This window comes from Pseudoalteromonas sp. T1lg75, assembly GCF_002964705.1.
Lineage (GTDB): Bacteria > Pseudomonadota > Gammaproteobacteria > Enterobacterales > Alteromonadaceae > Pseudoalteromonas.
Window position 1 is genome coordinate 122122 of record NZ_PQCD01000022.1, and the last position, 12453, is coordinate 134574.

Genomic DNA, 12453 nt, shown 5'->3' on the forward strand with positions numbered 1-12453 from the left:
TACTGTGTGATTAACCAGCAAATAGCGACGGCCTAAACGTTATTTCATGACCTTAGATATTTTTTTTGCTATGTTCTAGGCAAATAAAAACTCGCCAACAGCGCCAAGCCGGCGGCGAAGCAGAAAAATAAGGGCCTTATGTATTTTTGGCAACATCAAGCAGGCTATGGCCTCGAACAACAAGATATAGACATACTACTTGATGCAAAAAGCTATCGAACCAAGCTACTTGAGCTGATCGCAAATGCGAAACGCCGTATCTACATCACTGCGTTATATTTGCAAGATGATGAAGCGGGACGTGAAATTCTGGCGGCCCTGCACACAGCCTCGCGTAATAACCCTGAATTAGAAGTAAAGGTACTGGTCGATTTTCATCGTGCCCAACGAGGTCTTATTGGCGCCGCGGCCAGTGAAGGAAACGCCGCGCTCTATCTTCAGGCGCTTGAAGAACATCAATCCAATGTTCAGGTTTACGGTGTGCCAGTCAAGGCAAAAGAGTTATTTGGTGTACTTCACCTAAAAGGTTTTGTTATTGACGATACCTTATTATACAGCGGTGCCAGCCTTAACAATGTCTACCTGCAGTACTTCGATAAATATCGCCTCGACCGTTATTTCTTGGTACGCCAACCACAGCTATGTGATGCCTTTGTCGAATTTACCGAAAGCACCTTGCTCGCCAGCGAAGCAGTGCCGCGTCTTGATACCAGACCCATCCCCAAATTTATCGATATCAAGGGGGCTCATCGTCAACTCGTTAAGGCACTCAAAAAAGCCAGCTATGCGCTTGCCAACAATGAAGACGAGGGCGACTTAACGGTGCGACCCTTCATCGGCTTAGGGCGCAGAAATAACAAGCTCAATCGTCTGATAAAGCAGCTATTCGATATCACCGAGCAGGAATTGGTACTTTACACCCCTTATTTTAATTTCCCGACGCCTCTGTTACGCGCTTTGCGCAGACTTTTACGCCAAGGTAAGCAGATCACCATAGTCGTTGGCGATAAAACCGCCAATGATTTCTATATTCCACCCGAGGAGAAGTTTTCCAAGGTCGGGGCGCTGCCATACTTATACGAAACCATTTTGGCTAAATTTTTAAAAACGCAGCAGCGTTATGTAGAGGCCGGCAACCTGAATGTGTACTTGTGGAAGCACGATAATAACTCGTTTCACCTCAAGGGTATTTGTTCGGATAACCGCTATCATCTGCTGAGCGGCCATAACCTTAATCCCAGAGCCTGGGGGCTGGACATCGAAAATGGCATTTTTATCGATGATAAAAAAGGGCAAATCAGCGATGCGGTGGCGCAAGAAAAAGCGGCTATCATGGCGCATTGTACGCGCTTGCAAAGCTACACCGAGCTTGAGCAACTAAGCGATTACCCAGAGCCGGTGCAAAAGATATTGGGGCAGGCCAAACGGGTAAAGGTCGACTTTATTATTAAACGCTTTATTTAAAATAAAAAACCCGCCAATTGGCGGGTTTTTTGTGAACACTAATTATAAATTATAGTGTTTCAACGGCAGTGCGTGGGTCAACATATTCCATGTTGAACGCTTCTGCTACTTCTTTGTAAGTTACCTTACCCTTGATCACGTTCAAGCCTTCCAGGAAATGCTTGTCTTCAAGTAGCGCTTGCTTGTAGCCCTTGTTCGCTAGCTTGATGATGTAAGGCAATGTTGCGTTGTTAAGCGCGAACGTAGAAGTACGTGGCACAGCGCCTGGCATGTTAGCAACACAGTAGTGAACAACGTCATCAACGATGTAGGTAGGCTCATCGTGCGTAGTCGGCTTAGAAGTAGCGATACAACCACCTTGGTCGATTGCGACGTCAACGATAGCGGCACCTGGCTTCATCGCTTTGATGTGCTCGGCAGTCACTAGCTTAGGCGCGGCAGCACCAGGGATAAGTACGCCACCGATAACTAGGTCGGCATCAATAACGTGCTTCTCAAGCGCGTCAGCAGTCGAGTAAACAACTTTAGCCAGTGAACCGAACTGAGCGTTTAGGCTGCGTAGTACGTCGATGTTACGGTCAAGAATGGTTACGTCAGCACCTAGGCCTACAGCCATTTGTGCTGCGTTACGACCAACCATACCACCACCAATAACTACAACCTTCGCAGGCTCAACACCAGGAACGCCACCAAGAAGCATACCAAGACCTTGCTTAGACTTTTCTAGCGCCTGAGCACCGGCTTGGATTGACATACGGCCAGCTACTTCTGACATAGGTGCTAGTAGCGGTAGACCGCCTTTAGCGTCGGTTACTGTTTCGTAAGCGATACAGATAGCGCCACTTTTCACTAGGTCTTCTGTTTGCGGAAGATCCGGTGCTAGGTGCAGGTAAGTGAATAGGATTTGATCTTTACGTAGCATCGCACGCTCAACGGCTTGCGGCTCTTTTACTTTGATGATCATTTCAGCTTGAGCAAAAATCTCAGCTGCAGTTGGCAAGATTTTAGCGCCAACTTCAATATAGTCTTCGTCGGTAAAGCCAATACCTAAGCCCGCGTTGGTTTCAACGATCACTTCGTGACCGTGGTTGATCAGCTCGCGCGCGCTCGCTGGGATCATGCCCACACGGTACTCGTGGTTTTTAATCTCTTTTGGTACACCGATAATCATAAGTAACTATACCTTTTTTGAACGGAAAAATTTTTCACTATTGTACATATGGCCAAATAGTGTGTCTCACTGTTTTGCAATCCGAAGCCAGTGTATTAAACTTTATTAATTCTAAATTCAGTGCAATTAACTATTATCAAATATGCATCAACAACTCGATAGAATCGACCGTAAAATTTTAGTCGAATTACAGCGCGATGGCCGTATTTCTAACGTTGAACTGGCCAAGCGCATTGGCTTGAGTGCGACTCCGTGTTTAGAGCGAGTAAAAAAGCTGGAACGCGAGGGGTATATCCGTGGCTATAAGGCGGTGGTTGACCCCGCCAAACTCGGGCAGGGCTTATTGGTGTATGTTGAGGTGACTATTACCAAGACCTCCCCGGATGTGTTTGACGAATTTAATCAGGCGGTTAAAAAGCACGATGAAATAGTCGAATGTCATTTAGTGTCCGGTAATTTTGATTTCCTGCTGAAGACACGGGTAACGGATATGTCTGAATACCGCCAGGTGCTTGGCGACATACTTTTAAAGTTGCCAAACATCAGCGAGAGCCGGACCTATGTGGTGATGGAGGAGGTGAAAGGCGAAGAGGCCTTGATCATCCGCCCCCAGGTGCCCCAATAGAGGCGTAAAGCCTAGGTTGGATTTGCAATCACTGATTATAAACCCAGTGCATCTTGTGCTTAGAATTGGTAAGGTAAGGGTATTGCGCTGAAGTACCTAGATAAATAATAAGGATAATGGAATATGCGCCTAAATGGTGTACAAAGACTGCTTGAGACGGGCTTAATCATTAGCACCGCCTTTGCCATTTTTATATTATGCGCACTCATCAGTTTCGATCCTGCCGACCCCTCGTGGTCGCAAACCGGCGAATTTGTCGATGTAAAAAACATTACCGGCACCGCAGGGGCCTGGTTAGCCGATATTCTTCTCTTTAGTTTTGGCTGGTTGGCATTTTTAGTGCCCGCCGGCGTACAGTTATTTGGTTATTTTGCCTTTAAACGTCCACACCAGGTGTTACGTCTAGACTATATCACCTTAGCTTTGCGCCTTATTGGCCTGGTATTGTTTGTGCTTAGCGCCACAGCAATCAGTTCGGTTAATTTTGACGATATTTTTTATTTTTCTTCCGGTGGGGTAGTAGGGGATGTAATCGCCGGCGCCATGATGCCCGCCTTTAATTTTACTGGCACCTCCATTCTTTTATTGTGTTTCTTTTTCGCTGGTCTAACCCTGTTAACCGGTATTTCCTGGGTGCAGTTTGTTGACGCCTTGGGCGCCTATGTCATGAAGGCCGTGCTATGGCTTTGGAATTGGTTGCAACGTAAACGTGGCCAGTGGCAAGAGGAATACGATCAAGCCGAATTACAGCCTGCCATTGAAGGCAGTGCATCCGAAGTGGCCATGATTGAAGAGGTTAATGCAGATAAAGAATTAAGCTCGGACTTAGAAGACAAAAATACCGCCAAACAAAAAGCGGCCTCGCTCCTGGATAAGGCGGCGGCCATGTTTGCACCCGAGCCTCAGTCCGAGGCAAAGGAAGAGCCAGCCTTTATTGGCGATTTAGATACCGCACAGCGCGCCTCAGCCGAACAAAAGACCCAAAGCGTTCAGGTTAATAATCAGCCTGGGCGTCAGCATGCCGCGTTAGATGAACTCGATGATATCTTTGCCGATGAAATGGCCTTCAGTGCCATCGATGATGAAGGTTTTGACACCGTCGATGCATTAAACGAATTAGACCGCGAGCAGCCGTTAGCGAAAACTCAGTCGCAGGCGGCGCCAAAGGTCGCACCTCAAGCGCAAACACACACAATAACGAGCGGTGCACCGCGACAGACACATCAGTCGTCAGCCTCCACTCCAGTAAATAACAAGCCACTGTCGGCGAAAGAAAAGTTTGACCAACTGATGGCCGAACAGCCACCCATGGCGCCTTTGCCTTCGCTTGATTTACTTGACCGTCCGGATAAACAAAAGAATCCGATTTCTGAAGAAGAGCTTGAGGCGGTGTCGCGCTTGGTCGAAGCCAAGCTACAGGACTTTGGTGTTCAGGCCGCGGTTGTCGGTGTGTACCCGGGCCCCGTGGTTACCCGCTTTGAATTGGATTTAGCGCCGGGCGTAAAAGTGGCGAAGATTTCCGGCCTTGCCAAAGACCTGGCTCGTTCATTATCCGCGGTCAGTGTTCGCGTGGTTGAGGTGATCCCAGGTAAAACCTATGTTGGTCTGGAATTGCCAAATAAACACCGTGAAGTGGTACGTCTGTCAGAGGTGATTAACGCACCAAAATTCGAACAAAATAAATCACCTTTGACTATGGTGCTGGGTAAGGACATTGCCGGCCAGCCGGTGGTCGCCGATCTGGCTAAAATGCCACACCTGCTTGTGGCCGGTACCACAGGTTCCGGTAAGTCAGTGGGCGTTAATGTGATGATCTTAAGCTTGCTGTATAAGTCGCCGCCAGAAGATGTGCGTCTTATCATGATTGACCCGAAGATGCTTGAGCTGTCGGTGTACGAAGGGATCCCACACCTTCTGTGTGAAGTGGTCACGGATATGAAAGAGGCGGCCAATGCCCTGCGCTGGTGTGTGGGGGAAATGGAGCGCCGCTACAAGCTGATGTCGGCGCTTGGGGTGCGTAACCTTAAGGGTTACAACCAAAAGGTTCTCGATGCCAAAGCGGCAGGGGAACCAATTCTCGACCCGCTGTTCAAAGACACAGATGGCATGGCCGATGGCCCGCAAGAGCTTGATAAGTTGCCAAGTATCGTAGTGGTGATCGATGAATTCGCCGACATGATGATGATTGTTGGTAAAAAGGTGGAAGAGCTGATTGCCCGTATCGCGCAAAAGGCCCGAGCCGCAGGTATCCACCTGGTGCTGGCTACGCAGCGACCCTCGGTTGATGTAATTACCGGCTTGATTAAGGCGAATATCCCAACCCGTATGGCGTTCCAGGTGTCGTCTAAAATCGACTCACGCACCATACTCGACCAGCAAGGAGCTGAACACCTGCTGGGTATGGGTGATATGCTCTATCTGCCGCCGGGCACCAGCGTACCTATTCGTGTGCATGGCGCTTTTGTTGATGACCACGAGGTGCATGCGGTGGTGAACGACTGGAAGGCGCGAGGCAAACCCAATTATGTGGAAGAAATCCTCAATGGTGATGCGGTGGAAGATGTATTATTACCCGGCGAAACGCCAGAGGACGAAGATGGCGAGGCCGATCCGCTTTATGATGAAGCCGTGGCCTTTGTTATCGAAAGTGGTCGCGTATCGGTTTCCAGCGTGCAACGTAAACTACGCGTTGGCTATAACCGCGCCGCACGATTGGTTGAGCAAATGGAAATTTCCGGGCTAGTAAGCCCGCCGGGACATAATGGCTCCCGAGAAGTATTGGTGAAGAATAACGCCAATTAATTGCCTGTAATGGAGGTAGTATGAAACGTATTTTTATGTCCGCTGTGCTTTTTTCCCTGACAGCGACACATGCATTGGCCGATGATGCCAAGGCGCTCAAAGCAAAACTCGCGACACTCAATTCGCTAAGCAGCGAATTCTCGCAGCAGGTTTTTGATCCCGAGGGTGAACTGGTGAGTCAAAGCCAGGGCCAACTGCAATTAGAACAACCACGTAAAATTCGCTGGCAACAACAAACGCCGGATGAAACCTTGTTTGTGTCTAACGGTGTTGACAGCTACTACTATGACCCCTTTGCCGAGCAGGTAACCCTGCTTGATACGACCAAGCTCATCGATAATACGCCATTCATTTTATTGACCACGGACGATGAGCAGCTGTGGCAGAAATTTACCATTACCGCCATAGAGCAGGGATTCGCCGTTAAGCCAGTCAGTAAAGAGCAGGGACAGGTAGAGCAGCTGAGCCTGTATTTTAACGAGCAAGAGCAGATCTCCGCCTTGGAAGTAATTGATCAGTCTGGGCAACGCTCTAAGTTTCAGTTTGAGGATGCTAAAATCAACGGCGACATCGATGATGAACGTTTTGAATTTACCATCCCTGAGCAGGTCTTTATCGATGACCAACGAGAGCCGCGAGGAAGCCAGTTAAGTGGCGAATAGTTTTTCCCTCGACTTTGCCCCCGATGTGCGCCCACTGGCGGCGCGCATGCGGCCAACGTCCCTGCAGCAATACATAGGCCAAAGCCACATTCTTGGCCCCGAGCAACCCCTTTATCGTGCCATTACCTCTGGCCATTGCCACAGCCTGATCTTATGGGGGCCGCCGGGAGTAGGAAAAACCACCTTGGCACATATTATTGCCCATCACTGCGATGCCGAATTTATCACCTTATCGGCGGTGACCGCCGGGGTAAAGGATATACGTGAAGCGGTCGAGCAGGCTCAGCTCAGCTTGCAACAAGGGCGTCGCAGTCTGTTGTTTGTGGACGAAGTACATCGTTTCAATAAATCCCAACAAGATGCCCTGTTGCCTTATGTGGAAAACGGCACCTTTATCTTTATCGGTGCCACGACTGAAAACCCGTCTTTTGCACTCAATAATGCGGTGCTATCCAGAGCTCGGGTATACACCTTAAAAAAACTCAACCTGGATGAGCTAAAGGCCGTGGTCAATCAGGCCCTGACGCAGGATGATGAGCTGAAAAATGCTCATATCAGCATTGCCGATGATTGCCTGGAGCAACTGTGCCAGGGGGCCTCTGGCGATGCGCGCAGCGTACTTAATCTGCTCGAGTTGGCAGCTACCTATGCCATCAGTGCAAAGGATACAGCCGCGACTAAAGGCGTGGTGATCGATCAGCAGGTAATGCAGCAGGTCACACCGCAAATGGTCGCCCGTTATGACAAGGGCGGAGACCATTATTACGATTTAATTTCTGCTTTTCATAAGTCGGTTCGGGGCTCAAGCCCGGACGGGGCTCTTTATTGGTATTGCCGCATTATTACCGCTGGCGGCGATCCCCTGTATGTGGCCAGGCGTTTATTGGCCATTGCCACCGAAGATATTGGCACCGCCGATCCCAAAGCCATGGAGGTGGCCTTGAACGCCTGGGATATTTATCATCGTGTGGGCCCAAGCGAAGGGGAACGCGCTATCGCCCAGGCCACTCTTTATCTTGCCAGCGCGCCAAAAAGTAATGCCGTATATCGTGCCTTTAACGAAGCAAAACGACATGCGATAGCGACCGCCGATCTCGACGTACCTTTGCATTTGCGCAATGCGCCCACAGCCTTGATGAAAGAGCAGGGCTTTGGTGCCGATTACCGCTATGCCCATGATGAGCCAGGCGCTTATGCGGCCGGAGAGAATTTTTTCCCGCCTGAAATTGCGCAAACTCAGTACTATCACCCCAGCGACAGGGGCTTGGAAAAGCGCATTGCCGAAAAACTGCAATACCTCAAGGAACGCGACCAACAGAGTGAGCGTAAACGCTATGGGCGCGATTAATACCTATCTTTTGGTTGCCATAGGCGGTGCGCTTGGCGCCTGTATGCGCTTTGGTATTAATGAATTAGCGCTAAAACTCCTGTCCAAGGGATTCCCTTTTGGCACGCTGACAGTTAATATTCTCGGTTCATTGTTAATGGGCGTTTTATATGGCCTTTTGGATCGTGAAATACTGACCGATCCGCACCGCCTGACCTTGGGCATAGGGTTTTTAGGCGCGCTAACAACATTTTCAACATTTTCGCTCGATACCTTACTGCTTATGCAGCAAGGTCAGTGGCTGAAAGTGGCGTTAAACATCCTGCTCAATGTCGGGGTGTGTATTTTTATGGCTGCAATAGGCCTCATGCTAACAACGCAAAAAGGTTAATAACTCACATGTTAGACTCAAAGTATCTCCGTCAGGACGTAGAGCAAACAGCCGCACGTTTAAAAACGCGTGGTTTCGAATTAGACGTTGCCAAGCTTGCCGAGCTTGAAGAAAAGCGCAAAGCACTACAAGTAAAAACACAAGAACTACAAAGCGAGCGCAACTCCCGTTCCAAGGCCATCGGCCAGGCAAAAGCCAAGGGCGAAGATATTCAACCGCTACTCGATGCCGTTGCGCACCTGGGTGACGAGTTAGAAAACGCGAAAAAAGAACAAGACGATGTTTTAGCAGAGCTAAACGATATCGCGTCAGGCTTACCAAACTTGCCAGCCGAAGAAGTACCAGTAGGTAATGATGAAGCTGACAATGTTGAGGTAAGTAAGTGGGGCGAGCCTAAGTCCTACGATTTTGAAGTGAAAGACCATGTTGACCTTGGTGAAGCACTAGATAAAGGCTTGGATTTCGAAGCAGGTTAAAACTATCAGGCGCACGCTTTACCGTGATGCGCGGCCAAGTTGCCCGTATGCACCGTGCACTTGTGCAATTTATGCTTGATACGCATGCAGATAAAAACGGCTACACCGAGATGTACGTGCCTTATTTGGTAAACAAGGACAGCCTGTTCGGTACCGGTCAGTTGCCTAAGTTTGCCGAAGATCTGTTCCACACCGAAAAACTGGGCGAGCATGATGCAGGTTTTAGCTTAATTCCAACCGCTGAAGTACCGCTTACAAACTGCGCACGCGATGAAATCTTCGATGAAAAGCAGTTACCTGTGCGCATGACGGCACACACACCATGTTTTCGTAGTGAGGCGGGCAGCTATGGCCGTGACACTCGTGGTCTAATTCGTCAGCACCAGTTTGATAAAGTTGAATTGGTACAACTGGTTAAACCGGAAGATTCAATGCAGGCTCTAGAAGAGTTAACCGGCCACGCCGAGCAGATTCTACAGGCTCTTGAGCTGCCGTATCGTAAAGTAGTGCTGTGCACCGGCGACATGGGCTTCGGCGCGGCAAAAACTTATGACCTAGAAGTATGGTTGCCGGCTCAAGACACTTACCGCGAGATCTCATCTTGTTCCAATATGGGTGATTTCCAGGCACGCCGTATGCAAGCACGTTTCCGCCGTGCTGGAGAGAAGAAGCCAGAGCTTCTTCATACCCTAAATGGCTCAGGCCTGGCCGTTGGCCGTACCCTGGTTGCCATCTTGGAAAACTATCAACAAGCCGACGGCTCGGTCGTGGTACCTGAGGTGTTGCGTCCATATATGGGTGGCTTAGACGTTATTCGTGCGCAATAAGCGCTGATACAGAAATAAAAAAAGGTCGCCTAGTGGTGGCCTTTTTTTGTGCTTTGAATTTAAGCCTTAAACTTTTGCGTTTATTTAATTTACCACTATGAAGGTACTTTACTAACTAAGTTGGCGGATTGAGTCTACCCTAGTAAAGGTTGTAACTATCTGTTATCAATAGAAGTAGTGAATATGCAGGGAAACACGTTGGCGCACTATGCCTATTTCCTGGTACAGCATTCACATAATAAAAATATACAACGATTAACAAGGAATTATTATGAAAGTTATCCCATCTACGCTGTTACTGATCCTAAGCACATTCTTACTATCATTTTCTGGCTTGGCAACGCTCTTGGCGACACCGAGCGCCAATGATAGCCGAGGCATGTTCATTATCGCCCTCGGTGCGGCAGGTCTTGTCGTTGGTGCAATGGCTGTTTTTCAGCTTAAGAAACTGAATCGACTCTTGGTTGCACAACAGGCAGCGTAAAAAAGAGAAGGGGGCGTCGAGGTAAGAGCAAGGAATTGTACCTTAAGCCACCAGCGACCTAAGTCGCTAAAATGCCCGCATGGTCTAGAATATTTATTTAGCGACCCAGGCAATGACTCCCCCTAGCAGGGGAGTTTTTTATATTAGAAAGGACTCAATAATGAAATACGCGTTTTACCTGCTGGCCCCCGTGGCCGTGGCCCTCTCTTCATCGGCATTGGCCGAACAGCTTAGCTTTGAACAGGCAAAATCCCGCGCAGATAGCATAGAGGCTTCGATGTCGGAAAATGAAGCCGAGCGCTTAGTTCAGGCACAAGGCAAGCTTGCCTCTTCGGCATTTCCGCATTGTTTACGGCAAACGAGCTCAATTCCCATCAAGTTTACGGTTGTGGTGCAAATTGACGCCTCGGGACAGGTGATCAACTCCTGGCATCAGGGTAGCAGCAAGTTTTCCGAATGTTTTGCAGATGTTATGGCTAGTTCCTTGTCATACACGCCCGACAGCCAGCCATTTTACACCTCGTTTGAATTCGAAAACGTCAATTAATAGCAAAGTAAATCATTGCCTAGCGTGAAATAGATTGACTCACACATCGGCCTGCACTAGCTTCGCTTATTGATAACACACCCATTTTATTTTCGTTTATCGAGTTAGATACCGCTATGTTAAACAACGAGTTTATTGATTTGCTAAAAACCATTATCCGCCAACCCAGTGTGGTGGGGGCTGAGCACTCATTTTTTAGGGTATTACAAAGGGAATTAGAGGAGCGTGGTGCGCATGTAACCTGGTATGAGGGCTTATTGGTAGCCCAGGGAAGTAAGCCTTTTAGTACCATGTTCTCGGCCCATATCGATAGGCATGGCCTGATCTGCACCGGCCCCAATGAGTTTCAATACGCGGCGTTTATTTCTGCCAATCGCACGGATTTATTGAATAATTCGGTATCCGAAGAGCTGATGGCCAAGGTCACCGAGCGTTTTCAAAATGAGCCGGTCTATGCTTACGAGCCATGGTCTGGTGCTTATCGCGGCAGTGGGGTGATCACCAAGGCTTATGTCTGCGAGTATCGCAATAACCTGATCTTCGAAATTGATGGCTTAGAAGGCTTAGTCGCAGGGACCCCTGTGGCCTTTAAAGATAAGCTGAAAATACAAGAGCAGCGTCTCTATGGGCAACTGGACAATGTGCTGTGTGCCGCCGCACTGGTACACATGTTTAGTCTCGGCTTCCAAGGCACAGCTTTTTTTACCGCACAAGAAGAAGCAGGCAAGAGCTGGCGTTATCTGCTCGAATGGTTCCGCCGTTTTGGTGGTTCAACAAACCGGCTGTTTGTGGTCGACACCAGTCCGTTTCCCGATGTCGCCGCGGCCGATAATCAACAAATCGTGCTAAGAAATAAAGATGCCAACGCAGTATTTAACAGCGACGCGACTCAGTTGGTGCAACAGCTATGTGACCAAGAGAACATCAGCTATTTGTTTAAGGACAAGTATGTGGAGGCCGCGAACGCGCAGCTAATTGCTCAGGGTGAAGAGCCAAGATCCATTGGCAGTACTGAATTGGGTCGGATCATCGCCGCATCAAACGGCTTAGTGGACGGCACCACGATACAGATCCCTTCGACCGGTTATCACACCATGGCGGAGTCTGCCTCCGTGGGATCCGTTGACACCTTTTTATCCTTACTCAACGCATTATCAAAGGGGTAGATGGGCTGTGGCAAGCAGAGCCAGCCGATGAGCTCTGCTTGATGTGAGTTAATCCCTGAACTTCATTTCCTGCAATAAATAGGTGCTCATAATGGTGCGATACTCGGCACGGTTACCACTCTCTTCATGCATCTTTTCCATGCTTTTCTTAACCCAGGCGAAGTAAGCTTCTCGGCGCTTTTCATTCTCCGCGACCGACGCCATATTTTCAAACACCCGCACTATGTATAGATCGGGTTCGTCTGCTCTGGGATGAACATTTTTGACAATGGAGTAGCTGCTGATCCAGCCTTGTTCCACCGCAAAATCCGAGCTTTTGCGCCACTCGGACGCTAACCACTTCGCATATTTTAAGCCAGCTCCATCTGCTATCTTGATCCCGGTCACTTCCCAGTAGTTGCCCCCGATGAAGGGAGGTTCGTGATCGTCAGCGTGTACGACTTGAATAGACATCAAACTAAAAACACAAAACAACGCTCCTATTAGTAAGTTCTTATACATAATAAGCCCC

The 12453-nt window shown here is 48.8% G+C and carries 11 protein-coding genes and 1 pseudogene; 10 read left to right on the forward strand and 2 right to left on the reverse strand.

What is annotated here, in order from left to right; all coding sequences use genetic code 11:
- Nucleotides 1-138: 138 nt before the first annotated feature.
- Nucleotides 139-1464 carry a CDP-diacylglycerol--serine O-phosphatidyltransferase gene (gene pssA / locus C2M36_RS05935; protein ID WP_105254138.1) on the forward strand — a complete coding sequence of 442 codons (1326 nt, stop codon included), beginning with the start codon at nt 139-141 and terminating at the stop codon, nt 1462-1464.
- A 49-nt stretch (nt 1465-1513) separates the two neighbouring features.
- Here pssA and ald read toward each other — a convergent pair whose 3' ends face one another.
- Nucleotides 1514-2635: an alanine dehydrogenase gene (gene ald, locus C2M36_RS05940; protein WP_105254139.1), complete on the reverse strand. Its 1122-nt coding sequence runs from the start codon at nt 2633-2635 to the stop codon at nt 1514-1516.
- 142 nt (nt 2636-2777) lie between these two features.
- Here ald and lrp point away from each other — a divergent pair, with 142 nt between their 5' ends.
- From lrp to C2M36_RS05985, 9 genes and pseudogenes are all read left to right on the forward strand, one after another.
- Nucleotides 2778-3260, forward strand: coding sequence for a leucine-responsive transcriptional regulator Lrp (gene lrp, locus C2M36_RS05945; RefSeq protein WP_105254140.1), 483 nt, complete (start codon nt 2778-2780; stop codon nt 3258-3260).
- A 123-nt stretch (nt 3261-3383) separates the two neighbouring features.
- Entirely contained in the window at nt 3384-6062 is a 2679-nt protein-coding gene (locus C2M36_RS05950; protein ID WP_105254141.1) for a DNA translocase FtsK, read from the forward strand.
- A 20-nt stretch (nt 6063-6082) separates the two neighbouring features.
- Nucleotides 6083-6724, forward strand: coding sequence for an outer membrane lipoprotein chaperone LolA (lolA, locus tag C2M36_RS05955; protein WP_105254142.1), 642 nt, complete (start codon nt 6083-6085; stop codon nt 6722-6724).
- A 46-nt stretch (nt 6725-6770) separates the two neighbouring features.
- A complete protein-coding gene (locus C2M36_RS05960) occupies nt 6771-8072 on the forward strand; it encodes a replication-associated recombination protein A (RefSeq protein ID WP_105254258.1) in 1302 nt (433 codons plus the stop codon).
- Nucleotides 8059-8442, forward strand: coding sequence for a fluoride efflux transporter CrcB (gene crcB / locus C2M36_RS05965; RefSeq protein ID WP_105254143.1), 384 nt, complete (start codon nt 8059-8061; stop codon nt 8440-8442). The genes C2M36_RS05960 and crcB overlap by 14 nt, the downstream gene beginning before the upstream one ends.
- Nucleotides 8443-8450: 8 nt before the next feature.
- A pseudogene (gene serS / locus C2M36_RS05970) lies at nt 8451-9745 on the forward strand (serine--tRNA ligase).
- A gap of 271 nt (nt 9746-10016) precedes the next feature.
- Nucleotides 10017-10229, forward strand: a complete 213-nt coding sequence (locus tag C2M36_RS05975; protein ID WP_105254144.1) for a hypothetical protein — start codon at nt 10017-10019, stop codon at nt 10227-10229.
- 160 nt (nt 10230-10389) lie between these two features.
- Nucleotides 10390-10776, forward strand: a complete 387-nt coding sequence (locus C2M36_RS05980) for a hypothetical protein (RefSeq protein WP_105254145.1) — start codon at nt 10390-10392, stop codon at nt 10774-10776.
- A 116-nt stretch (nt 10777-10892) separates the two neighbouring features.
- Nucleotides 10893-11942 carry a peptidase M42 gene (locus tag C2M36_RS05985; RefSeq protein WP_105254146.1) on the forward strand — a complete coding sequence of 350 codons (1050 nt, stop codon included), beginning with the start codon at nt 10893-10895 and terminating at the stop codon, nt 11940-11942.
- A gap of 48 nt (nt 11943-11990) precedes the next feature.
- On the opposite strand, the gene C2M36_RS05990 is transcribed toward C2M36_RS05985, so the two are convergent.
- Nucleotides 11991-12443, reverse strand: a complete 453-nt coding sequence (locus C2M36_RS05990) for a hypothetical protein (protein WP_105254147.1) — start codon at nt 12441-12443, stop codon at nt 11991-11993.
- Nucleotides 12444-12453: the final 10 nt, after the last annotated feature.

What these genes read in the sequence shown, in the direction of transcription:
- pssA (WP_105254138.1), top strand. Translation starts at nt 139, where the DNA reads ATGTATTTTTGGCAACATCAAGCAGGCTATGGCCTCGAACAACAAGAT.
- ald (WP_105254139.1), bottom strand. Translation starts at nt 2,635, where the DNA reads ATGATTATCGGTGTACCAAAAGAGATTAAAAACCACGAGTACCGTGTG.
- lrp (WP_105254140.1), top strand. Translation starts at nt 2,778, where the DNA reads ATGCATCAACAACTCGATAGAATCGACCGTAAAATTTTAGTCGAATTA.
- C2M36_RS05950 (WP_105254141.1), top strand. Translation starts at nt 3,384, where the DNA reads ATGCGCCTAAATGGTGTACAAAGACTGCTTGAGACGGGCTTAATCATT.
- lolA (WP_105254142.1), top strand. Translation starts at nt 6,083, where the DNA reads ATGAAACGTATTTTTATGTCCGCTGTGCTTTTTTCCCTGACAGCGACA.
- C2M36_RS05960 (WP_105254258.1), top strand. Translation starts at nt 6,771, where the DNA reads ATGCGGCCAACGTCCCTGCAGCAATACATAGGCCAAAGCCACATTCTT.
- crcB (WP_105254143.1), top strand. Translation starts at nt 8,059, where the DNA reads ATGGGCGCGATTAATACCTATCTTTTGGTTGCCATAGGCGGTGCGCTT.
- C2M36_RS05975 (WP_105254144.1), top strand. Translation starts at nt 10,017, where the DNA reads ATGAAAGTTATCCCATCTACGCTGTTACTGATCCTAAGCACATTCTTA.
- C2M36_RS05980 (WP_105254145.1), top strand. Translation starts at nt 10,390, where the DNA reads ATGAAATACGCGTTTTACCTGCTGGCCCCCGTGGCCGTGGCCCTCTCT.
- C2M36_RS05985 (WP_105254146.1), top strand. Translation starts at nt 10,893, where the DNA reads ATGTTAAACAACGAGTTTATTGATTTGCTAAAAACCATTATCCGCCAA.
- C2M36_RS05990 (WP_105254147.1), bottom strand. Translation starts at nt 12,443, where the DNA reads ATGTATAAGAACTTACTAATAGGAGCGTTGTTTTGTGTTTTTAGTTTG.